The sequence below is a fragment of the Sphingomonas insulae genome (assembly GCF_010450875.1).
GTDB lineage: Bacteria > Pseudomonadota > Alphaproteobacteria > Sphingomonadales > Sphingomonadaceae > Sphingomonas > Sphingomonas insulae.
Genome location: NZ_CP048422.1, coordinates 614,056 through 636,896 on the forward strand (window position 1 = coordinate 614,056; position 22,841 = coordinate 636,896).

A 22,841-nucleotide genomic window follows, 5' to 3' on the forward strand; every position below is an offset into this window, starting at 1 on the left:
TCACTGAACAACGAAATTGGTAAAGTAGACGTTACTAACGCCGCCGAATCCCTCTTTTTGCTGCAAAGTCGCGTTGATCGCCTTCACCAGCCGCCCCTGGAGCTGCTGTTTGCCGGCGGAGGTGAACACCTGCTCCTCGGGCGTGTCGCCGAGGGTCATCAGCACCGCCGAGCGGACCGCGATGTCGTTGGTCTTCAGATTTTCGATGACCGTGTCGTCGTATGGCGTCGACACGGCGATGCCGACCTGGATCACATGGACCGAATCCTGGAGGTTCGAGGTGAATTGCGGGTCCATCGTGAAATAGTTGGACGCATATTTGTCGCCGTCCCCGCCCGAGGGCACGTGCGCGCCGCCGCTGCCGGACGATTCGCCGCCGCCATGACCGCCCTCGCCCTCACCGCCGGCGGCGGGACGCTTCTGTTCGGACTTGGGGACCAGCTTGGGGCCATGGTCGGCGGCGGCGGCATGCCCGCCGCCGATCAGGCCGGCGCTGGATGCATAGACGCCGGCACCGACGCCGCCGCCCACCAGCACCACCAGCGCGAGCACCATGATCAGGAGTTTCATCTTGCCGCCCTTCTTCTTGGGTGCGGCGTCTTCGGGTTTGTCGCTCATGTCGGTCGATCCTCGGGGATGGGTCAGGCGATGCGGCCGTTGCCGGCCGCATCCGTGTCATGGGAAGGCGCACGCGGCGGGGCGGCAGGCTGGCGCGGGGCGGCGGCCTGTTGCTGTTGCTGCTGACGGGGCTGTTGCTGCCCGGCCTGCGCCTGTGCGGAGGGCTGTTGCTGGCCGTTGCCGGCCGGCGGCTGGCTGGCGGGCTGCTGGTGCGATGCGCCGGCGTTGGACTGGCCGGCACCGGATTGGCTTTGCGCCGCCGCCGGTTCGACGATCGTCTGGCCGATCTTCAACCCCCGCTCCTGCGCGATCTCCGCCAGCCGCGGCTGCGCGTCCTCGATCATCGCGCGGGTCGTCGCATCTTCGGCCGCGAAGCGGACGTGGATTGCATCGCCCACCGTCTTCACGGCGATATCGATCGCGCCGAGCGCATCGGGGACGAGCCGGATGCGCGTGTCGTTGGCGTTCGCCGCATCGCGCAGCGCCTCGATATGGTCAACCATGTGCGTCGGCCAGCCGTCCTGCCGCATGTCGAGCGTCGGCTGGCCGGCGTCGGCGGTCGCAGCGACCTCGCGGACGGGCGATGCCGCGACCGCAGCGGCGATCGACGGGTCGGACGGCTCGATGCGCTTGCGCTCGTCAATGACGCCCGCGGCGTGCATCGCAGCGCCGAACACCTGCGCCGCAGGGGCGGTGATGCCCGCGATCGGTTGCGACGGTTCGCGCGATTGCGGCGCCAGCGCGACGGTCTGTCGCGCGTTGCCCGCAACCTCGCGCATGAACGTCGGGCGCGGTTCGGCTGGCGTCACCGGCAGGCCCGGCGCCACGGGGTCGGGCGATAGCGTCGTGCCCGCGACCCCGACCGGTGCCGCAACGGCAACGATCGGCGTACCGGCAGGATCGGCGTCTGCGATGCGCGCGACGGTGCCGGGCGCAGACGGCATGCGCGTGTCCGGAGCGGCGGAGGATGACCCGACGGACGCATTCGAGCGCGCTGGGGCATCGGCGGTGACCGCGGGCCGCGGCGCCGACACCGGCGTTTCGATCCGCGGCGTTACCGGGGCGATGCCTTCGTTCTGCCGCGGCGCTGCCGGTGCGCCGTCGACCGCCTGCATCGCCGGCGCTGCCCGCTTCGAGGGGCGCGATGGTACGACACCCGGCGTGATGCTGCTCGCGCCGACCGGCGTGGATGCCTGTGCGTTTGGCGGAACACCCTGCCGCGCGGCCGCAATCGCGCCCGGATCGGTCGACGGCGGCTCCGATCGATCGGCGTCGCCATCCCGAGTCTGCGCCCGACCGGCGGTTGCATCGGTAGCGGCAGGCTCCGCTGGCGTCTTATCACCGGCGGCCTTCGCAGCATGCCGTCTGTCCTTTGTCTCGCCCCGCGTCGTTGTCGCAGCGACATCGTCCCGGACACTCGCAGGAACGGACCCGACCGGGGTTCGCACTGCGTTTCCATCGGGCGCCAGCCGATCCGGCACAGCGGTTCGATCCACCGTAGCGACCGACCTGCCGTCGCTCGCCGCCGGGCGGGATTGCGGGGGCGACGCGACATCGCGATCGATGGGTACAGCGATCGGTTGCGGCACCGGCGGCAGGATGGCGGCAAAGGCAGCTGGTGGGACGGGCGGCGAGGGCTGTGCGCTATCCGCGTCGTCATCCGTGCCGTCATCGGCCGTCAGCGCCGTCGCGGACCCTGATCGCGCCGCATCCGCCGTCGGCAGACCGTCGGCATGCGGGCGAGGAGCCGCTGCGGTAGCGGCCTTGCGTGCCGGCGCCGCGTCGGTCGGCCCATCATCATGCGCGATCGGCATCGCGGTAACAGGGCCTTGGGATGCCGGCGTGACATCACCCTGCGTGATGGCCGCTACCGGTGGATTCGCCGCGGGCTGCGACGGGGGTACGACGCCTTCACGCGGAGGCAAGGCTTCGCCCGCCGTCGGTTGCGGCGTTGCCGGAGACGGGCGCGGGCGGGACGTCGCCGCTACGGGCCGCTCGGACACGATCGTAAGCTTGGCATCGCGGGCAGCGGCTTCGTCCGGCTGCGCAACGATCATCGGCTGTACCGGTGCGCCAGCGATCGCAGACCGGTCACCGGCCACCACGATCCCCGGCTGGATCACGGTTTCGGGTACCGTTTGCACGTCATCACCCGCGATTGGGCTCTCGATCGTCAGTGATGTGGGAGGCGACCCCAACGCCTTTGCGTCACGGTGCGGGATGATCGCTGGTGGTTGCAGATTGGCGACATCGCCTGTCTCCGCCCGCACATCGACCATCGGTGAGGGGACCGTATTCCGCTGCGCGCGGGACGCAACCGGCGGGGCATTACCCGGCACGGTTACATCGGGTGCCGCCGTATCACTCGGCAGCTTCGACGTATCCTGATCCGCCAATGGGCCCGTCACAGCCCGGGGTGCCGCGGCGATCGTCGATGTCGACGACGCCTCGATGGCCATGCCCCGCTGTGCCCGCGTTGCGGCTGGCGGGGTATCCGCCGGACCGGCTCGATCGGGTGCGGCCACATCGCCCCGGCGCGCCAGCACATGCTGATCCGCACTCGAATCCGACATGGCCCGGGGTGCGGCGACGATCGTCGATATCGACGGCGCCTGAACCATCGACATGGGCGCCATGTCGCGTGGTACGCGCTGCACCACTGGCGCTGCTACGCCTGACGCGGCCCGACCCAGTGGCGCAGCGCCGCTTTGCGGCTCCGACTCGACAGGTTGCGCATGGACGTTGACCGCCGGCTGCCCCTCTCCCGTCAGCGCCGCTGACGTCGAGCGATGCCCACCAGTAGCGGCCACACGGCCCGACCCACTCCCGATAACATTGTCCAGCTGCACGGCGTCGTTTGGCAGCACCGGTGCATCCGGCCACGTCTTCGTAACGACCATCGGCGCAGGAACCGGTGCGGCAGCGCTGGTCCGTTCCGGCCGGGTCGCCTGCGAAGCGACCGAGGCTAGCGTCGGAGCCGTCAACGCGGCGATCGCGGCGCCGCTGCGCAACAGCGGTTGGGATCGCTGCACGGACTGTGCGAGGGACGATGCCGCTGCCGGATCGCTGGCGACATTCGCCAGCGCGGGGGGGATGTCGAGCGGAGCGGGAACGGGTATGTCGACCGCCGGCAACCAGGCGAGCGCCGGATCGACAGCATCGGTACCAGCGGGCGTCGGCAACGCAATGCCGGGGACGGCAAGGGCTTGCCGGACGGACGTATCGGCAGCACCGTTCGGCACGATGCCGTCACTGGCCCCGACCGCTATCATCGACAGCGCGAACAGCTCTCCGCCGACCGGCGACGCGCCCTTGGCCGGCTGGCCGGGTGCGGTCGGGGCAATGGCGAAGGTGGCGTTGATCATCGGGCGGTCTCGTCAGGAACGAAGGTGTCCCGTACCGATCAGCAAGGATCGTGCCGTTTTGCCTTCAGTGGGGATACGGGCGGCGTATCCTCCAGCGCGCGCATTTCCTTGACGAGTGCGGCACGGCGTGCGCGGTCGAGCAGTTTCTCGATCGCGCTCTGGTCGCGCTTCGCCGAGCGGGTGGCTTCGGTGGCACGGCTGACGAACATCTCGGCCGACTGGACGCGCATTTGCGCCGCAGCCGACGACTGGTGCAGGCGTTCGCGGAAATGCGCCTGCGCACCGAGCGATGCAGCGGTGGCGATGCTGTCGCGGGTGGGCGATACGGCATCGGCGAGCGCCTGGATGCGATTGGCGAGGTTCGTCTCGCTGGCGAACTTCTCGTGCGCCCGCACCTCTTCGGCGCGGGTCAGCCCCAGTTGCAACGTGCGCACGCGGTGGATGCGCGCGAGCTTCCTGGCGTCAGGCACCGAAGACGCCGGTCAATTCGGCGATGGCATCGCCGAGCGAGACGCTCTCGTCGCTGCTCTGCTTGATATATTCCATCACCGCGGGATGCGCGGCGATCGCCGCGTCGATCGCCGGATCGGCACCGGGGCGGTATGCCCCCATCAGCACGAGATCGCGATTTTCCTCATACGTCGCGAGATGGCGGCGCAGGATACGCGCGGCATGGACGTGGTCGGGATGCGCGATGTCGGTCATCACGCGGCTGACCGAAGGGCCGATGTCGATCGCCGGATAGACGCCGCGTTCGGCGAGATGCCGGTTGAGCACGATATGCCCGTCGAGGATCGACCGCGCCGAATCGACGACGGGATCGTTGCCGTCGTCGCCATCGGCGAGCACGGTATAGATGGCGGTGATCGATCCGCCGGTGCGCACGTCGGTGCCGGCACGCTCGATCATATTGGGCAGCATCGCGATCGCGGACGGCGGATACCCGCGCGCCGACGCCGGCTCACCGAGCGCGAGGCCGATCTCGCGACCGGCGTGCGCGACCCGGGTCAGGCTGTCCATGATGAGCAGCACCTTCTTGCCTTCGTTGCGAAAGGCTTCGGCGATGGCGGTCGCGCGCAGCGCACCGCGGATGCGCAGCACGGGGCTGTGATTGGCGGGCACGGCGACGACGACGGCACGCTTGCGCGCTTCTCCGGCGACCTTGGTTTCCAGGAAATCGGCGACTTCGCGGCTGCGTTCGCCGATCAGGCCGATGACGATCACGTCGGCCTGCGCCGCGCGGACCATCATGCCGAGCAGCACCGACTTGCCGACGCCCGATCCGGCCATGATACCGACGCGCTGGCCCTGGCCGATCGTCAGCAGGCCGTTGATCGCGCGCACGCCGACATCCATCGGCTGCAGCACGCGGCCGCGATCCAGCGGCGATTGCAGCTTGCCGGCGAGCGGCCATTTCTGCGCACCGCGGATCGGGCCCAGCCCGTCGATCGGCCTGCCCGCACCATCAACGACGCGGCCGAGCAGGGCGTCGCCCACTTCCGCCTCACCCGGGGGGCCGACGGGGCGGACCGGCGCGCGCGGCAGCAGCGCGGCGGGGCCACCCAGGTTCATCAGCAGCGTGCGACCGTTGCGAAAGCCGATCACCTCCGCCTCGACCTTGGCGTCGCCGTGGCCGCCGATCTCGCACACCGTGCCGACGGGCAGCGACAGGCCGATCGCCTCCATCAGCAATCCGTCGTAGGAGGCGAGGCGACCGGAAACCTTCGGCGTCGGGCGGAAATCGGCCACGCCGAGCGTCTCGAGATAGTCGGCGGTGAATCGGTTGAGCATCAGCGTGGCTCCAGCGCCGGCACGGGCACCCGGTCGATCGCCTCGGCGAGCTGACCGAGCCACAATTCCGGACCGTCCTCGATCAGCGTCGACGCGCTTTCGAGGACGAAGCTACCGCGCGCTAGCGCAGGATCGCCGGCGGCGAAGATGGACTTGGGCAGCGAGCCGTCGACCAGCGGCAGGTCGTCCGGATGCAGGCGCAGCAATGCCGATTCGCTGGCATCCGCCAGCATTTCGGCCGCGGCCTCGATCCGGCCGTTCAGCACGTCGGCGGTGACGCCGCATTCGCCGACCAGCTTGTTGACCAGCAGCAGCACCGTCTGGCGCAGCTGGCCGGCGATGCGGTCGCGATCGAGCTGATGACCATTGGCAAGCGCCGCGGTCAATTCGACCAGCAGCGCACGGTCGCGGTCGCCGCTTTCCCGCGCCGCCGCCGCGGCGGCAGCCAGCCCCTCGGCATAGCCGGCGGCATGCGCGGTTTCGACCGGATCGATAAAGCCGGTCGGTTCGACCTGCGTGTCCAGCGGATCCCAGCCCTGCGTCGGCTTTTCACCGCCCGGGTCGGCGGGACTGAAATGCTTCGGTCCGGCAGGGCGTGTATCGTCCCGGTCGCCGCCCATCGCGCGTTCCAGCGTCGCCCACATCTCGCGCGGGGTGAAGCCCTGCGGCGGTGCGAACGCGGCCTGCAGCAGATGCGCGGCGGTGTCGTGGCGGGCGGCGAACCCTGCGACGAAATCAGACATAATCGTCGTCGCCCGCGCCCATCACGATGGTGCCGTCCTTGGCGAGATTGCGGGCGATACCGATCATCGCCTTCTGCGCCTCCAGCACCTCGGCGAGTTTCATCGGCCCGCGCGCCTCCATCTCGTCGCGGATGCCATCGGCAGCGCGCGCCGACATGCAGCCGAGGAAGCGGCCGCGCGCAGTCTCGTCGACGCCCTTCAAGGCGCGCGCCAGGATGTCGCCGTCGACGTTGCGGATGAGCGTACCGAGATTCTTGTCGTCCAGGTCGAGCAGGTTGTCGAAGACGAACATCGCCTCTTCGATCGCCTTCGCCACGTCCTTGTCGATCTTGAATAGTTTCGGCATCACCCGCTGCTCGGTCGCCTTGCGGGCGCCCTGCAGGATCTTCGCCGCCTCACGCGTGCCGCCCAGCGTCGGGCCGTTGCCGCCCGAACGCCCGCCACCACTGCCGCGACGATTGGCGAGCACCGCCTTCAGCGTCTCGACCGCGTCAGGATTGATCGGCCCCAGTCGCGCGATGCGGTGGAGGATGTCGGGCTGCACCGCATCGGGCAGCAGTTCGAGCACCTGGCCACCGACCGCGGGGTCGAGGTTGGCGATCATCACTGCGGCGATCTGCGGATGCTCCTTCTCGATCATCTGCGCGATCTCGCTGGCATCGAGCCAGTCGAGCAGTTCCAGCTCGCAATTGGCTTCGGCAGGGGTGATCCGTGCCAGCACGCTTTCCGCTTTCTCGGGCCCGAGCGCACGATTCATCACCGCCTCGATCCGCGGACGCGGTTCGAAGGTGATGCCGGTGCGCTCGCGCGCCTTGCCGACGAAATCGTCGAGCACGTCCTCCATCTCCTGTTCGGAGACGTCGGCGACCGCGAACATCGCCGAGCCGAGCTGGCGCACCTCTTCGGGATCGAGCTTCTGGAGGATGGCCGCGGCCTCTTCCTCGCCGACCAGCATCATCAGCACCGCGGCGCGTTCGACACCGGTATAGGTGCGCGGAATGGCGGTCACCGCGTTCACTTGGCGTCGGCCTTGATCATGTCACGGATGGCGAGCGCCGCCCGGGCGGGATTGTCGCGGGTGAAGCCGCGGACCGCGCCGATCCGGTCGTCGACCGTCTGCGACGCCTCGAGGCGATCGAGGCTGACCGATTCATGCACGGTGATGCCGTCCGCGGCGGTGTCGGCAGCGGCCGGACCGGCCAGCGCGGGCGTCGCCTCCTCGCGCTTCTTCATCAGTCCCTTGGCGAGCGGCCGGACGCCGAGCAACAACACCAGCAGCGCGATGACGATCGCGGTGGCATTGCGGGCCAGCACCGGCAGCCAGGCATTGTCGTACCAGGCCGGGCCGGTGGCGGCGTCGGCAGCGTCGGCGAACTTGCGGCTGATCACGGTCACCTGGTCCTGACGCGTCTGGTCGAAACCGACCGCACTCTTCACCAGGTCGGTGATCTGGCCGATCTCCATCGCGGTACGGCGCGTCTTTTCCGGATCGCGCAGCAGCACGGCGACCGACAGGCGCTTGACCGATCCCGGTGTCTGGCGCGTCACCGACACCTCCTTGCCGAGGTCGTAGGCGCGCTGGAAGCTGTCGCTCTGCTTGTTGGGGTTGGGCGCGGCGCCGCCGGCCACGGGAGCCGGATCGGTCGCCGGCGCACCGGAGGCACCGTTGGCGGCCTGCGGCGCCTGCAACTGGCTGGCAGGTGGCGGCGTGTTGCTGAGCGCGCCGGGGATGCCGCCGGGCGTCGTCGGCGCATTCGCCTGGTTGCCGGTCCAGTTGCCGGTCTCGGCACGCAGTGCGCCCTGCTTTTCGTAGCTCTCGCGCGTCGCTTGCGTCTCGTCGAGGTTGATGTCGGCCTGCACCTCGGCGGTGAAATTGCCGGCGCCGACCAGCGGGGTCAGCAGCTGCACCAGCTGCTGGCGCACCTTGTCCTCAGTCTTGCGCTGCATCTCCAGCCGCGCGTCGCCATCGGCATCGGCGCCGCCGGCACCGGGCTTCGACAACAGCGCGCCCATCTGGTCGACGATGGTGACGCTCTCGGGCTTCATCCCCGGCACCGAGCTGGCGACCAGGTTTATGATCGACTGCACCTGGCTCTGGCTGAGCGCGCGACCGCCCTGCAGCTTGACGACCACGGAGGCGGAGGGCGAAGCGTTGTCGCGCACGAACACCGACGCCTCGGGCGTGGCCAGATGCACGCGCGCCTCGGCGACGGCGTCGATATCCTCGATCGAGCGGGCGAGTTCGGTCTCCCGCGCCTGGCGCAGGCGTTCGCCCTCCACCGCACGGCTGACGCCCATCGGCAGCTGGTCGAGGATCGCATAGCCGCCGGGTGCCTGCTTGGGCAGGCCCTGGCCCGCCAGCAGCATCCGCGCCTTGCTGAACTGATCCTCGTCGACGGTCAGCGCACCGGTGCCGTCGTCGATATGGCTGGTGATGTTCGCCTGCGTCAGCGCGGACGTTACCGCCTGTTTGTCGGCGTCGGTCAGGCCGGTGAACAGCGTCTTCTGCGTCGGCGTCGACAGGGTCATCCAGGCGAGCGCCGCCGCGCCGATGAGCGCGACGAGCATCGCCATCGGCAGGCTGCGGCGCACGGCCGGCTGGGCGAGCACGCCCTTGATCTGCAACAGCGGATTGGCGAACTTCTCGGGCAGGCCCGAGGGCGAGGTGGTGGCGAGTGCAGTGCTCATCGATTACACCGGCATGCTCATGATGTCCTTGTAGGCGGACAGCAATTTGTTGCGGACCTGCAGCGTCGCCTCGAACCCGACCGAGGCTTGCTGGCGCGCCAGCATGACCTTGGCGATGTCGACCGTCTCACCGCGTTCGTAGCTTTCGGACAGCGCCGATGCCTTGTTCTGGCCGGCGTTGACGTCCTTCAGCGCATCCTGAAGCGTATCGGCGAAGCTGGTCGGCTTCGTCGCTCCCGCCGGTGCGCTCGTCTCAGTCGCGCTCGCGCGGCTGAGCGCCTGATTGCGTTCGAGGATCTGCGAACGCAGCTGCATCACCCGGTCGACGCTCATCGCGCCGCCCCCGACTCCGCCTACACCACCGACGCCGCTCATGCGGCACCGGCCATGCTAAGCGGCCGGGCGAGGTCGTCACCCTGTTCGCGCGCCTTGGCGAGCCGGTAGCGCAGCGTCCGTTCGGAGATGCCGAGGCGGCGGGCGGTTTCGATCCGGCTGCCGCCGCATGCGGCCAGCATCTCGCGGATCGCCTGGAATTCGCTCATCTGCACGACGTTGCCCAGCGTCGCCGGCTCTACCGGCAGCGCGGGTGCCAGCGCTTGCGGGAACAGCTGCGTCACCGGCGCGGGTTCGCGGTGGAAGGTGAAGCTGACCGGGCGGTCGAACACGATGTGGCTCGCCTCGATCGTGTCGCCGCCGGCGAACAGCAGCGCACGCTGGATCACGTTTTCCAGCTCTCGGACGTTGCCCGGCCAGTCGTGGCGAATCAGCTGCTCGACAGCCTCGGCCGTCGGCCACGGCACCACGGTGCGCGCGCCGGCGTGACGCAGGATCATCGTCGCGGCGAGCGCGGGGATATCCTGCGGACGCTCGGCCAGCGGCTTGGTCGAGAGTGGAAAGACCGACAGGCGGTAGTACAGATCGGCGCGGAACCGGCCGGCGGCGACTTCGCCTTGCAGATCGCGGTTGGCACAGGCCACGACGCGGACGTCGATCGACTGCGGCACGGACGCCCCGATCGGCACCACCTCGCGCTCCTGAAGGACGCGGAGCAGCTTGGCCTGCAGCTGAAGCGGCATCTCGGCGATCTCGTCGAGCAGGATCGTGCCGCCGTCCGCGGCGCGGAAAAAGCCTTCGCCGCCGGAGGATGCGCCCGTGAACGCGCCCTTCTGATGGCCGAACAGCAGCGCTTCCAGCATCGTCTCGGGCAGCGCGGCGCAGTTGATCGCGATGAACGGGCCGTTGCGGCGCGGCGAGTTGTTGTGGATCGCGCGCGCCAGCACCTCCTTGCCGGTGCCGGTCGGTCCGTTGATCAGGACGGTGATGTCGGCCTGCGCGACTCGCTCGGCGAGCGCCAGCAGCGCGAGGCTTTCGGGATCGGCCGCGGTGGGCATGTCCGGACCCGCGACCAGCGCGCGGGCAAAGCCGTTGCCGACCGCCGCATCTTCGTGGCCAAAGGCGATTCGCGCCGGATTGCCGTCGCGCGAGGGGACGACATGGCGTCCTTCGTCACCGATGATGACGGTACGCGCCGGCGCCGGCGGCGCCTCGCCCTCGGCGACGAGGAACAGGTCGCCGGGGCCTGGCTGGCCCGATTCGAAGGACCCGACGCCGAAGCCCTGGGCGCGAAGCCCCGACACGAGCGCGTATTTGCGCTGCGACACGGCAGCGGAAGGAAAGATCGAACGCATTTGGTATCCCCCAAGGACATGCTCCCAATGCGGCAAGAAGGGTAAACGCGTCGTTAAAACGGTTGCCGGCCGGCAAAATATTTCCGGGCGCCGGCCCGCCTGCATCACGCGCGCGCACGACGCCCCCGTACGAGGCCCCGGCACGCGTTGGGTCGGACCCGATCTGCCGGCGGATCGGCGTGCAACTTTTTCGCTTAAGCCGCCGCGGGCCGGGCCGTTATCCCATCTGGCGGCTCGGCCCTCCGCTCTGGGGGCGGCGGGGAAGGCCGCAGCTAATTGGAGAACTCACATGACCGTTATCGGCACCAACATCGCTTCGCTGCGTGCGACGAATGCCTCGACCTCGGCCAACATGGCCCTGCAGACCTCGATGGAGCGTCTGTCGACGGGCAAGCGCATCAACTCGGCCAAGGACGACGCCGCCGGCCTCGCAATCTCGACCAACATGAACGCGCAGGTCCGCGGCATGAACCAGGCGATCCGCAACGCCAACGACGGCATCAGCCTGGCGCAGACCGCCGAAGGCGCACTGGGCGAGGTCAGCAACATGCTGCAGCGCATCCGCGAACTGAGCGTCCAGTCGGCGTCGGGCACCTACGGCACGGATGACCGGGCCAACCTGCAGGCCGAAGTTTCGCAGCTCACGTCGCAGATCAGCGACACGCTGGCCAACACCAAGTTCAATGGCGTTCCGCTTTTCGACACGACGTTAGGCGATTCGACCAAGGCAGCTGGCACTGCCGGCAATGGCACCAAGACGACGATCCAGACGGGCGCCGACTCGGGCCTGACGGTCGACATCAATATCGGCAACCTGTCGACGGTCGGCAGCAACTATACGACCGCCAAAGGCAAGCTGACGACGGTGGTCGCGAGCGGTGGAGCCGCGGGCACCAACGTCAACGACACGCGCACCGTTTCGAAGGACGACTACGCCAAGGGCGCAAAGCTCGGCGGCGCGACCGTGACCGAAGCCGACATCGGGACGGTTAAGACGCTGCAGACCGGCGACAACTATTTCGAAGCGGACGCATCGACCGGCACGACCGCGACGAAGACGCTCAGTGGTATTGCCACCCAGTTCGACGTCGGCACCGCTGCAAAGGCATCCGCTACGCTCGGCAATGTCGATACCTTCCAGAAGACGGTCAGCACGGTTCGTGCGAACCTCGGTGCCGCGCAGAACCGCCTGCAGTCGGTCGTCAACAACCTGACCACCAACTCGACCAACCTGTCGGATGCGAAGAGCCGCATCGAAGACGCCGACTTCTCGACCGAGACGACGGCGCTCGCGAAGGCGCAGATCCTCAGCCAGGCGTCGACGGCGATGCTCGCCCAGGCGAACCAGAGCCAGCAGGGTGTCCTGAAGCTCCTCCAGTAATCCAGTCATCGGCGCTGGCGCTGCCCCCAAGGGCGTTGGCGCCGACCGAGCTCTCCCCCCAAGGACGAGCGAAGCCAAAACCCCGGTGGCCCAGCGCCGCCGGGGTTTTCGGCGTTTCGGGTCATGCCGGCCGCGGCCGCAATCGCAAAAACCTTGGCGTCGGCGTCCTGCTGCCCCACATGGGCGGCAACCGAATACGAAGGAGCATGACTTGGCCACGCTAGGAATGTCGCCAGCCGAAAAGCAGGCGGTCGAGGATTTCCGTCGCGACGTCGTCGAACCATCGATGACGTCCCTCGTCATCATCGATTTCTGGGCGGAATGGTGCGGGCCGTGCAAGGCGCTGGGACCGACCCTGGACAAGATCGCCGACGCCTATGCCGACAAGGGTGTGGTGCTGGCCAAGATCGATACCGACAAGAACCAGTTCATCGCCGCCCAATTCCAGATCAAGTCGATCCCGACAGTCTATGCGATGTTCCAGGGCCAGCTGGTCGCCGACCTCACCAGCGCGCGCACCGAATCGCAGCTGCGCGTGATCCTGGACCAGTTGCTGAAACAATTGCCGATCGAGGCACCGGGTGCGGAAGCGGCCGCCGAGATCGAGCCGCTGATCGCGATGGGCGAAGATGTGCTCGCCAGCGGCGATACCGAACGCGCGCTGTCGATCTTCGACCAGTTGTTCGACATGGCGCCGGACAATCCCGCGATCCTGTCGGGTCGGATCCGTGCGCTGGTCGCCGCCGGACTGACCGACGATGCGCAGGCGGCGATCGACGCCCTGCCCGCCGACATCAAGGATGCCGGTATCGACAGGGCGAAAGCGGCGCTGGCGCTGGCGCAAAGCGCGCAGCCGGTCGAGGACTTCGCCGGCCTGTCCGCCGAGGTCGCCGGCAATCCCGACGATCACGACCGCCGCTTCGCCTTGGCGAACGCCCAGATGGCGGCGGGCGATCGCGACGGCGCCGCGGACAATCTGCTCCACATCATCGCCGCCGATCGCGGCTGGAACGAGGATGCGGCACGGCAGCAGTTGCTCAAGCTGTTCGAAGTCGTCGGGCTGGAGGATCCCTGGGTATCGGCACAGCGCCGCCGCCTGTCCGCGATCCTGTTCGGATGAGCATGCCGCCCGTCCGCCTGTCGATCTTTCCGCTGCCGGGGGCGCTGCTGTTCCCCGGCATGCACCTGCCGCTGCACATCTTCGAACCGCGATACCGCGCGATGGTGAGCGATGCGATGGCGCGCGATCGGCGGATCGGCATGATCCAGCCGATGACCATGGGCGCGACGGGATCGACCGGCGGCGGTGACGCATCGGATCTGTACGAGATCGGCTGCGTCGGCCGGATCGCCGAGGTCGAGGCGCTGGACGATGGCCGCTACAATCTGGTGCTGGAGGGCGTCGCGCTGTTCCGCGTGCTGCGCGAACTGGATGTGACGACGCAGTTTCGCCAGGTGGAGGCCGAATTGCTGCCGATCGATGCCGACGACGCGCTGTCGCTCGGGCGGCGTTCGTCGCTGGAACTCGAATCGCGCCGCTTCGCCGATGCCCAGGGTTATGCGGTCGACTGGGAAGCCGTCGGTCGGCTGGACGATGAAAGCCTGGTCAACGGCATCGCCCAGATCGCCCCATTCGACACCGCGGCGAAACAGGCGCTGCTGGAGGCGCCCGATATCGAGACCCGGGCAGAGCTTATCATCCAGTTGATGCAGTTCTTCGGTCGCCACGATGGCGAGGACAAGGTGACGCTGCAGTGATCGACCCCTGGCTGCTTGCCCGACTGGTCTGCCCGGTGACCCGGCAACCGCTACGCTATGACGAGGCCGCGCAGGAGCTGGTGTCGGAGGCCGCTGGCCTCGCCTATCCGATCCGCGCCGGCGTACCGGTGATGCTGCCCGAAGAGGCGCGGCGACTGATGGACGCCTGATCCGCCGGCGCCGGCGATTCAGACGATCAGCGCCACCGCCGCCATCAGCAGCGCCGCGACGCTGGGATAGAAGGTCAGCGCAAAGCCCAGCGCGCGCGCCTCCGCACCGTCGCGATAGCCGGTCCAGAACAACAGCCGCCCGGCCGAGAAGCAGGCCGCGAACAATGCCACCGGTACGCGCGCGTGATCGCTGAGCAGGGTCAGCGACGTATAGGCGATGCCGGCGAGCAGCACCTGTTCCGCCGTGTTGCGCAGGATCGCATTCGCGACGTCGACGCCGGGATCGACCCGGTTACCGCCGTCGATCGCGGCATCCGATCGAAACCGCCGCCGCGCCACGTCTCCGATTCCCGCCGCCAGCCACAGGCCCAGGATCAGCGCGGCGATACCCAGCGTGCCGGCGCGGCTTTCCAGCGTTGCCGCGGCACCGCGGCTGTAACCGATGACGACCGCGGCGATCGTCAGCCCCAGGCCGATGCCGATGCCGCGCGCGACGCCGTCCCGCGCCCTGCCCGGCGGTTGGTGCGCCACCGGCTCGCTCACACCATCAATCCCTGCAACAGCTTGGGCAGGGTGCCGCTCTCGCCCCGCGCCTCGGCCATGAAGCGGTCCTTGAGCGGCGGCAGCCTGTCGACCGCGCCGATGCCGAATCGCCGTACCGCGCTTGCGGTCTTGCCGGGAATGCCGAACAGGCGGGTCAGCGTGTCGGTGGCCGCGGCGACCATGAACGTGTCCAGTCCGCGCCAGCGCTGATAGCGTTCGAGCAGCGCCGGATCGCCCAGGTCGAGCCCCAGCCGCTTGCCATCGACCAGCACCTCCGCCAGCGTCGCCGCATCGCGCAGGCCGAGGTTGAGCCCCTGCCCAGCGATCGGGTGGATGCCGTGCGCGGCGTCACCGACCAGCACCAGCCGCTCGGCCGTGATCCGCGCGGCATGGTGGAACCCCAGCGGATAGCTCGCCCGCGGGCTGGGTGCGCCGAGTTCGCCCAGGAAGCCGCCCATCCGCTTGGTCGCTTCGGCCAGGAACGCACGATCGCCGAGCTTCATCATCGCCGGCCCGTCCGCACCCTTGACCGACCAGACGATCGCCGAGCGGTGGCCGATCGCATCGTCGGGCAGCGGCAACAATGCGAACGGTCCCGACGGATAGAAGATCTCGAAGGCGATATCCTCGTGACTGTGTTCGTGGTGGAAGGCCCCGACGATCGCGGCATGGTCATATCGCCATCGGGCCACGGTGATCCCCGCCGCCTCCCGCGTGGGCGAATTGCGCCCCTCCGCCGCGATCAGCAGCGGCGCCCGTACGGTGGTGCCGTCGTCCAGCGTCGCCACGACGCCGGCGGGACCGCGCACCACGTCCGTCGCGCGCGTCTGCATGCGCAGGTCGACGTGGCGCGCCGCACTGGCCGTTTCGAACAGTGCGCGGCGCAGCAGCTTGTTCTCGTACATCGTCCCGAGCGCGCCATCGCCCTCGTCGGGACGGAAATCGAGCTTGCCCGGGGCAAGGCCGTCGCTGACCCGGATATGGCGGATCGCACACCCCTGCCCCGCCAGCTTCGCCCCGATGCCGATCGCATCGAGCATGCGGCCCGTGGCGCTGGCGATCGCCGAGGCGCGCCCGTCGAATCCCGGCGCCAGCATCACCGCCGGATCGGCCGGATCGATCACGGTGCTGGTGACCCCGTGCGCATCGAGCGCGAGCGCCAGGGTGGCGCCGACCAGGCCACCGCCCAGGATGATGACGTCTGTGTCCATATCGTCTTCCCTACAGGTGCAATGCGTGGGTGCCAATCACGCCCGGCCGTCACGTCCTGCCGCAGCCGCCTTGACGTAACGCACGCGCGGCCCGATGATTCCGCGGCAATTTTCGCGACATTGAAGGGATCGGGCAATGGCGAGCCGTGCGCAGCCAGGCTTGTTGCGTGAGACGGTGAAGGCGGGGGCGGTGCGCGGGGGGGCGTTGATCGCCGCGATCGCCCTGTTCCTGTTCACGGCGCTGATGGTGCTGGCGCTGGCGAGCTATCGCGCCAGCGACGCGGCGCTGAACACCGCGTCCGGCGGGCCTGTCCAGAACCTGGCCGGACCGCCCGGCGCGTGGTTCGCCGATCTGGCGCTGACGCTGTTCGGCCCGGCGGTCGCGCTGTTGCTGCCGATCGCGCCGATTGTCGCGGTGCGGCTGTGGCGCGATCAGCCACCGGGGCGCTGGCTGGCGATGCTGCGCAACGCGGCGATCGGCGTCGCGGCGATGGCCGCGGCACTGGCGTTCGTCTCCGATTCGTCGGTGCTCGCCCTTCCCGCCGGTTGGGGCGGCGTCGTCGGCCTGTCGGTCGCGCATCTGGTCGCCTGGGCGCTGAGCTTCATCGGCCAGCCCGGCGCCGAACGCTGGGCTGCGCGCGGTATCGGCCTGATCGTCGGCGTCACCGGGATCATCGTCTGGGCGAAGAGCCTGGAAATCGACCTCGGCGAACGCCGGTTCCGCCTGCGGCGTCTGCGCGCAGCCGGTTCGGGCGACGCCATCGCCGATGCCTATGACGACATCGACGACGAGGAGGACGAGGAACCGCTGCAACTCGCCCGCAAGGTCATCGAGCCGCGGGCGGTGGCCGAACCCGATCCACGACCCGCACCGGTCATCGCCGACCGCAACCTCGCCCCATCCGCCGCCAGGCCGAAACCCCGCCAGCAGAATTTGGATCTCGGCCACACCTTCACCCTGCCGTCGATCGACCTGCTGACCCCGGCCCCACCGGTGCCCAAGGGCACGATCGACAAGGCGGCGCTGGAGCGGAACGCGCGGCTGCTCGAAAACGTACTCGACGATTTCAAGGTGCACGGCGTCATCAACGAGGTGCGCCCCGGCCCGGTCGTGACGATGTACGAGCTGGAGCCCGCACCGGGGATCAAGGCGAGCCGCGTCATCGCGCTCGCCGACGATATCGCGCGGAACATGAGCGCGGTGTCGGCACGTGTCGCGGTGATCCCGGGCCGCAACGTCATCGGCATCGAACTGCCGAATGCGAAGCGCGAATCCGTGTCGTTGCACGAACTGGTCGGCAGCCAGACGTTCGAGGATCAGGCGGCGCAGCTGCCGATCATCCTCGGCAAGAACATCGCCGGCGACCCCGTCATCGCCGACCTCGCGCCGATGCCGCATCTGCTGGTCGCGGGTACGACGGGGTCGGGCAAGTCGGTCGGGCTGAACTGCATGATCCTGTCGCTGCTGTACCGGCTGACGCCGGACCAGTGCCGGATGATCATGATCGATCCCAAGATGCTCGAACTGAGCATGTACGACGACATTCCCCATCTGCTCTCGCCCGTCGTCACCGATCCTGCCAAGGCGGTACGCGCGCTGAAATGGGCGGTAGAGACGATGGAGGATCGCTACCGCCAGATGTCGTCGGTTGGCGTCCGCAGCCTGGCGGGCTTCAACGACAAGGTGCGCGCCGCCAAAGCAAAGGGCCAGCGCCTCGGCCGACGCGTGCAGACCGGCTATCATCCCGAAACCGGCCAGCCGGTGTATGAGGAAGAGCAGCTCGACTACGAACCGCTGCCGCAGATCGTCGTCATCGTCGACGAGCTTGCCGACCTGATGATGACCGCCGGCAAGGAAGTGGAATTCCTGATCCAGCGCCTGGCACAAAAGGCGCGCGCGGCGGGCATCCACCTCATCATGGCGACGCAGCGACCGTCGGTGGACGTCATCACCGGCGTCATCAAGGCGAACCTGCCGACCCGGATCAGCTTCCACGTCACCAGCAAGATCGATTCGCGCACCATCCTGGGCGAACAGGGCGCCGAACAGCTGCTCGGTAAGGGCGACATGCTCTACATGCCCGGCGGCAAGGGCATCGTCCGCGTCCACGGCCCGTTCGTCAGCGACGACGAGGTGCGCGGCATCGCCGATCACTGGCGTGCGCAGGGCCAGCCCGACTATATCAGCTCGGTCACCGAAGAGCCGGAGGACGGCTTCACGCTGGAAGGCGCTCCGGAGGGCGAGGATTCGGCCGAGGACCAGCAATATCGCAGCGCGATACAGCTGGTGTGCGAATCGCAGAAGGCCTCGACCAGCTGGCTGCAGCGCCAGCTGCGCATCGGCTACAATTCGGCCGCGCGGCTGATCGAGAAAATGGAGAAGGACGGCATCGTCAGTCGTCCCGATCACGTCGGCCGCCGCGAGGTGCTGCGCGATACCGAGGGGCATGCGATCTAACGCGTCACCGCTCCGACCCTGCGCTCCCGGCATTTCCCTCTCCCGCCGGGAGAGGGAGGGAGATGGGAACGCTCCCGGTTCAGCAGGCATTCAATGCGCAAAATACACAGGACCCCCATGATCCGACACGCCTTCGCCCTCGCCGCCGCACCGTTCGCCCTGGCCGCGCCGGCCGTCCTGCCCGCGCAGGCGACCGGCGATCTCGCCGCGGTGCAGCGTCACCTCCAGTCGGTCGAGACGATGACCGCGGATTTCACCCAGACCGACCGCAACGGCAAGGTGCTGACCGGTACCTTCACGCTGAAGAAGCCGGGCAAACTGCGCTTCCAGTACGAAAAGGGCGTGCCGATCCTGATCGTGGCGGAGGGCGGCGCGCTGACCTTCATCGATTATTCGGTGCGACAGGTGCAGCGCTGGCCGATCAAGAACTCGCCGCTCGGCGTGCTCCTCGATCCCAGCCGTGACATCACGCGCTATGCGCGACTGGTGCAGACCGGCAACGACCGTGTCGTATCGGTGGAGGCGAACGACCCCAAGCACCCCGAATATGGCAAGATCACGCTGATCTTCGCTCGCGATGGGGCCGCGCCGGCAGGATTGGCGCTGCAAGGCTGGGTGGCGCTCGACAGCCAGAACAACCGCACGACGATTCGCCTGGCGAATCAGCGGTTCGGCGTGCCGGTGAGCGACGGAACGTTCAAATGGAACGACCCGCGGCGGCCAAACATCCGCTGATCGACCTGCCATTCATCCGCGCGACAGGTTCGCATCCCTAGAAGGATGCAGCGGATGTGGAGCGTTCGGGATTTTTCCCCCTGTTGCCCGGACGATCATCACCACTTCCCGCCTGCGTGACGAACGCTAGGTCGGCCCTCGCTCCATGCCCCCGGAGCGGGGGCCTTTCCATATGTGGGTGGATCGGGGGCATTCGTGGCCAATTCCATCCGGGGGTTGGACGACCCTCGCGATAACACCCTGATCCGTAAGGCCAACGGCCGCGCGCTGTCCTACAGGGGATCGACCTGTTACCCCACCTCGTCGCGTTCGGCTCTCGCTTGTCGCTGTAAAACGGAAACGATGGGAGGATATTGTTTCCGTCCAGGTGCCCATGTTGTTCATGTCGCGGGCAAGACCGGCGACCGGCCGCTCGCTCCCCGACCTTGCCCGCCCCCACGCCCGACCTAGATGCCGCCTGTGAAGATCGTCTCGTGGAACATCAATTCGGTCCGCTTCCGGATCGCCATCGTCGAGCAGTTCCTGCGCGAGGTCGAACCGGACATCCTGTGTCTGCAGGAAACCAAGGTCGTCGACGCCGACTTTCCGTTCGAGACGTTTCGCGCGCTCGGCTATGACCATATCGTCATCCACGGCCAGCGCATGCATCACGGCGTCGCGATTCTCAGCCGCGTGCCGATCGTCGCGGACGACAGGTTCGACTGGCAGGCCAATCGCGAGGCGCGCCATGTCGGCGTCCGCCTGCCCAATGGCATGCGGCTCGAGAACGTCTACGTTCCCGCCGGCGGCGACGTGCCGGATCGCGAGATCAATCCGAAGTTCGGCCAGAAGCTCGATTTCGTCGAACGGATGATCGCCTGGTCGCAGGATCTGGCGGTGCCGACGATCCTGACCGGCGATTTCAACATCGCCCCCCTGCCCAGCGACGTCTGGAGTCACAAGGCGCTGCTGAAGGTCGTCAGCCACACCCCGATCGAGGTCTCGGCGCTGGACCGTTTGAAGGCGTCGAACGATTGGGTCGACCTCGGTCGCCACTTCCACCCCGCCCCTGCCCGGCTTCACACCTGGTGGAGCTATCGTTCCCCCGACTGGACGAAGAACGATCGCGGACGCCGGCTCGATCACATGTGGGCGACGCGCGAAGCGGCCGCCGCCGCGACCGGCCACACGGTGTTCGAACATTGCCGCAACTGGCTGAAACCGTCGGACCATGTGCCGATCATGACCGAGTTCGCCTTTTGAACGCGGCACGCGACGTCGCGCGGGCGATCGACGCGTTGCGACGCGGCTGGCCGATCGCGATCCATGCGCCTGGTGAAGCCCCCCTGCCCCTTCTCGCGGTCGAAACCGCCGATCCGCGCGCGCTGGCGGCGTTCGCCGACGCCGGCGCCAGCCCGCTGCTGATCTCCAGCGGCCGGGCGGCAACGCTGAAGCTCACCAACCAGATCGCCGCTGCCGATCCCGACACGCCGGTGGTGATCGAGCCCGCACCATGGCTCGATTTCAGCACCGCGGTGGCGCTTGCCGATCCGCAGTTCGATCTCGCGACGCCGCTCAAGGGGCCGTTTCGAACCGATGCGGTCACCCGCCCCGTCGCCAGCCTCGCCGCCATCCGGCTGGCGCGCATCGCCGGCCTGCTCCCCGCCTTCTTCATCGACGGCATCGATCCGGAAGTGGTGATCGCGCCGGCCAGCATCGATCGGCATCAGGACGCCCGCGCGCTTCACCTCGCAACGCGCGCGCGCCTGCCCGTCGACGGTGCGGAAGATGCCGAGATCGTCGCCTTCCGCGCTCCTGATTCCAGCGACGAACATATCGCGCTGCTGATCGGCCAGCCCAATGGCGCGTCGCCGCTGGTCCGGTTGCACAGCGAATGTCTGACCGGCGACGTGCTCGGCAGCCTGAAATGCGATTGCGGTCCCCAGTTGCGCGCGGCGATCCAGGCGATCCGAACGAATGGCTGGGGTATCCTGTTGTACCTGCGTCAGGAAGGCCGCGGCATCGGGCTGGTCAACAAGCTGCGTGCCTATGCGTTGCAGGACCAGGGGTTCGATACCGTCGATGCCAATACCCGGCTCGGTTTCGCGGTCGATGCGCGGGATTTCGGCGTCGCGGCGCGGATGCTCGACCTGTTGGGGCAGCGTGAGGTGCGGTTGCTGACCAACAACCCGGCCAAGGTCGCCGGACTCGAAGCGGCCGGCATGCGGGTGGTGGAGCGCGTCGCGCACGCTTTGCCGGCCAATCCGCATAACGCACGATATCTGGCGACGAAGCGAGACCGGACCGGCCACCAGCTTTAGGCGGATCGCCTGACTACGTTGCCACCGCTTCCGGATCGGTAAGGAACGTCAGCCGCCTTGCGGCACGCCGGGCGAAGGCGAGCGTGCAGCGTTTGCGCACGTGCGCCGGCAACGGCACGGTATGGGCCTGGCGCACGATCGCTGCGTCGTAGCGATCGGCGACGATCACGCCCGTACGCTCCGGCAGGAAGGCATGGCCATCCAGCGGAGACAGGTCGAAACCGGCCGGCACCGCCCAGAAGTAACGATCACAATGGCCAAGGTAGTCGGGCCATTTGCCATCGCCCATCAGGTCGGCGCGCGACACCTTGATCTCGACGATGACGAGCTGCCCGCGGACATCGATCGCCATCAGGTCGGCACGGCGGCCACCTTCCAGGGGAACTTCGGGAATGGTGGTAAGGTCGTGGCGCAGCAGCATCCGCGTCACGCCGCGGGCGACGTCGGCGGCGCAGATTGCGGGATCGCCGCCGTCCACACACGAAGCGGGGGCCATGTCAAGCATGACCCCCGCTTAGGAACATTCAGCGAACGGGGCAAGAGCCCCGCGTCAGCCGGATGACGCGATCAGCGATAGAAGACGTGATTGCCGATCATGGCGATCTTGGTCAAATTGCCGCCGGGACGACGATCGGCGGTGTTGAAGAACAGCGCGCGGGGTGCCGGACTGTCCCAGGCTGCTTCCAGCGCGATCTTGGCGACGGCCAGCGCCGTGCGCCACGATGCGCGACCTTCGTCGATCGACGGGATTTCGCCGCCGCGCACGAAACTGAACTGGCCGCGCTGCTTGACGACCGAACAGACGTCGGCGGGGAAACGGCCCGACTTGGAACGGTTGATGATGACGTTGGCGACGGCCAGCTGGCCAGCGAGCGGTTCGCCCTTGGATTCGAAATAGATCGCGCCGGCAAGGCAGCGCTGCGTCGTATCCACCTGCGCGCTGTCCTGCGCTGCAACGGCTTCTGCGAGGCTGTTATATTCGTCGTCCTGCGACTCATCGTCGAGCGGGATCGACTGCACCATCTGGAGCGGCTGGGTCGCGGGCTGCGGCGTCACGCTCGCGGCGGGGGCTGGAACCGAAGCCGGGGTCGCCGGGTTATTGATCTGTACGGTCGAAACGGGAGCCGGAATCGCACTGCGATTGAGGTCCGACGCCCGGACTGGCGAACTGTGGCTGATGAGGCCCGCCAGAGAAAAAGTCATCACCGCGATGGCCGCGGCGCGCTGCATAATCGTCATTAACGTATTCGATATGCGGTTGGACCACGGACCCGATCGGCAAGCCGATCGTCCGGGCATCCCCCCGACTGCGTCACCGACCCGGATCGCACCCAGGCGCGGCACAACGCGCTTTCACTATGGATGTGGCCATCGTCACACCGGCGTCACGAG

The 22,841-nt window shown here is 68.1% G+C and carries 21 protein-coding genes; 8 read left to right on the top strand and 13 right to left on the bottom strand.

Translation table 11 applies throughout. The features are described 5' to 3' along the window. Genes GTH33_RS04460 through GTH33_RS04500 form a run of 9 tightly spaced genes read right to left on the bottom strand, consistent with a single transcriptional unit; the run spans window position 1 to window position 10,893 of the window. Window positions 1–618, bottom strand: coding sequence for a flagellar basal body-associated FliL family protein (locus GTH33_RS04460; RefSeq protein WP_163957268.1), 618 nt, complete (start codon window positions 616–618; stop codon window positions 1–3). A gap of 23 nt (window positions 619–641) precedes the next feature. Beyond that, complete coding sequence (locus GTH33_RS04465; RefSeq protein WP_163957269.1) at window positions 642–3,983, bottom strand: flagellar hook-length control protein FliK; 3,342 nt, start codon at window positions 3,981–3,983, stop codon at window positions 642–644. A gap of 38 nt (window positions 3,984–4,021) precedes the next feature. After that, window positions 4,022–4,453, bottom strand: coding sequence for a hypothetical protein (locus tag GTH33_RS04470; RefSeq protein ID WP_163957270.1), 432 nt, complete (start codon window positions 4,451–4,453; stop codon window positions 4,022–4,024). Next, the gene (locus GTH33_RS04475) at window positions 4,446–5,774 is read right to left on the bottom strand and encodes a FliI/YscN family ATPase (protein WP_163957271.1); all 1,329 of its coding nucleotides are present in this window, start codon (window positions 5,772–5,774) and stop codon (window positions 4,446–4,448) included. The genes GTH33_RS04470 and GTH33_RS04475 overlap by 8 nt, the downstream gene beginning before the upstream one ends. Continuing rightward, entirely contained in the window at window positions 5,774–6,517 is a 744-nt protein-coding gene (locus GTH33_RS04480; RefSeq protein WP_163957272.1) for a FliH/SctL family protein, read from the bottom strand. The genes GTH33_RS04475 and GTH33_RS04480 overlap by 1 nt, the downstream gene beginning before the upstream one ends. Then, on the bottom strand, window positions 6,510–7,475 hold the full coding sequence (gene fliG, locus GTH33_RS04485) for a flagellar motor switch protein FliG (RefSeq protein WP_208404132.1): 966 nt from the start codon (window positions 7,473–7,475) through the stop codon (window positions 6,510–6,512). The genes GTH33_RS04480 and fliG overlap by 8 nt, the downstream gene beginning before the upstream one ends. A 56-nt stretch (window positions 7,476–7,531) precedes the next feature. Next, window positions 7,532–9,205 carry a flagellar basal-body MS-ring/collar protein FliF gene (fliF, locus tag GTH33_RS04490; protein ID WP_163957273.1) on the bottom strand — a complete coding sequence of 558 codons (1,674 nt, stop codon included), beginning with the start codon at window positions 9,203–9,205 and terminating at the stop codon, window positions 7,532–7,534. Window positions 9,206–9,208: 3 nt separating this feature from the next. Beyond that, window positions 9,209–9,580 (bottom strand): flagellar hook-basal body complex protein FliE, encoded by a 372-nt coding sequence (fliE, locus tag GTH33_RS04495; RefSeq protein ID WP_163957274.1) that lies wholly within the window; start codon window positions 9,578–9,580, stop codon window positions 9,209–9,211. After that, complete coding sequence (locus GTH33_RS04500) at window positions 9,577–10,893, bottom strand: sigma-54 interaction domain-containing protein (RefSeq protein ID WP_163957275.1); 1,317 nt, start codon at window positions 10,891–10,893, stop codon at window positions 9,577–9,579. The genes fliE and GTH33_RS04500 overlap by 4 nt, the downstream gene beginning before the upstream one ends. 289 nt (window positions 10,894–11,182) lie before the next feature. Here GTH33_RS04500 and GTH33_RS04505 point away from each other — a divergent pair, with 289 nt between their 5' ends. From GTH33_RS04505 to GTH33_RS04520, 4 genes are all read left to right on the top strand, one after another. Further along, a complete protein-coding gene (locus tag GTH33_RS04505) occupies window positions 11,183–12,274 on the top strand; it encodes a flagellin N-terminal helical domain-containing protein (RefSeq protein ID WP_163959591.1) in 1,092 nt (363 codons plus the stop codon). Window positions 12,275–12,500: 226 nt separating this feature from the next. Next, entirely contained in the window at window positions 12,501–13,394 is an 894-nt protein-coding gene (locus GTH33_RS04510) for a tetratricopeptide repeat protein (RefSeq protein WP_163959592.1), read from the top strand. Between the two features lie 2 nt (window positions 13,395–13,396). Continuing rightward, complete coding sequence (locus tag GTH33_RS04515; RefSeq protein WP_163959593.1) at window positions 13,397–14,032, top strand: LON peptidase substrate-binding domain-containing protein; 636 nt, start codon at window positions 13,397–13,399, stop codon at window positions 14,030–14,032. Beyond that, window positions 14,029–14,202: a Trm112 family protein gene (locus GTH33_RS04520; protein WP_163957276.1), complete on the top strand. Its 174-nt coding sequence runs from the start codon at window positions 14,029–14,031 to the stop codon at window positions 14,200–14,202. The genes GTH33_RS04515 and GTH33_RS04520 overlap by 4 nt, the downstream gene beginning before the upstream one ends. Window positions 14,203–14,220: 18 nt before the next feature. On the opposite strand, the gene GTH33_RS04525 is transcribed toward GTH33_RS04520, so the two are convergent. Then, window positions 14,221–14,745, bottom strand: coding sequence for an MAPEG family protein (locus GTH33_RS04525; protein ID WP_243848351.1), 525 nt, complete (start codon window positions 14,743–14,745; stop codon window positions 14,221–14,223). Beyond that, the gene (locus GTH33_RS04530) at window positions 14,742–15,956 is read right to left on the bottom strand and encodes a UbiH/UbiF/VisC/COQ6 family ubiquinone biosynthesis hydroxylase (protein WP_163957277.1); all 1,215 of its coding nucleotides are present in this window, start codon (window positions 15,954–15,956) and stop codon (window positions 14,742–14,744) included. Before GTH33_RS04530 ends, GTH33_RS04525 begins: the two co-directional genes overlap by 4 nt. A 136-nt stretch (window positions 15,957–16,092) precedes the next feature. On the opposite strand from GTH33_RS04530, the gene GTH33_RS04535 reads away from it, so the two are divergent. The 4 genes from GTH33_RS04535 (at window position 16,093) to ribA (ending at window position 21,449) form a co-directional block, all read left to right on the top strand. Continuing rightward, window positions 16,093–18,414, top strand: coding sequence for an FtsK/SpoIIIE family DNA translocase (locus GTH33_RS04535; protein ID WP_163957278.1), 2,322 nt, complete (start codon window positions 16,093–16,095; stop codon window positions 18,412–18,414). A 117-nt stretch (window positions 18,415–18,531) separates the two neighbouring features. After that, window positions 18,532–19,149 carry a LolA family protein gene (locus GTH33_RS04540; RefSeq protein WP_163957279.1) on the top strand — a complete coding sequence of 206 codons (618 nt, stop codon included), beginning with the start codon at window positions 18,532–18,534 and terminating at the stop codon, window positions 19,147–19,149. A gap of 450 nt (window positions 19,150–19,599) precedes the next feature. Further along, window positions 19,600–20,391, top strand: coding sequence for an exodeoxyribonuclease III (locus GTH33_RS04545; protein WP_208404106.1), 792 nt, complete (start codon window positions 19,600–19,602; stop codon window positions 20,389–20,391). Beyond that, window positions 20,388–21,449 (top strand): GTP cyclohydrolase II, encoded by a 1,062-nt coding sequence (gene ribA, locus GTH33_RS04550; RefSeq protein ID WP_163957281.1) that lies wholly within the window; start codon window positions 20,388–20,390, stop codon window positions 21,447–21,449. Before GTH33_RS04545 ends, ribA begins: the two co-directional genes overlap by 4 nt. Window positions 21,450–21,462: 13 nt before the next feature. On the opposite strand, the gene GTH33_RS04555 is transcribed toward ribA, so the two are convergent. Together GTH33_RS04555 and GTH33_RS04560 are read right to left on the bottom strand one after the other, a co-directional pair. Then, on the bottom strand, window positions 21,463–21,954 hold the full coding sequence (locus GTH33_RS04555) for an MmcB family DNA repair protein (RefSeq protein ID WP_163957282.1): 492 nt from the start codon (window positions 21,952–21,954) through the stop codon (window positions 21,463–21,465). A gap of 62 nt (window positions 21,955–22,016) precedes the next feature. Continuing rightward, complete coding sequence (locus GTH33_RS04560; protein ID WP_163957283.1) at window positions 22,017–22,688, bottom strand: cell wall hydrolase; 672 nt, start codon at window positions 22,686–22,688, stop codon at window positions 22,017–22,019. Between the last annotated feature and the right edge of the window lie 153 nt (window positions 22,689–22,841).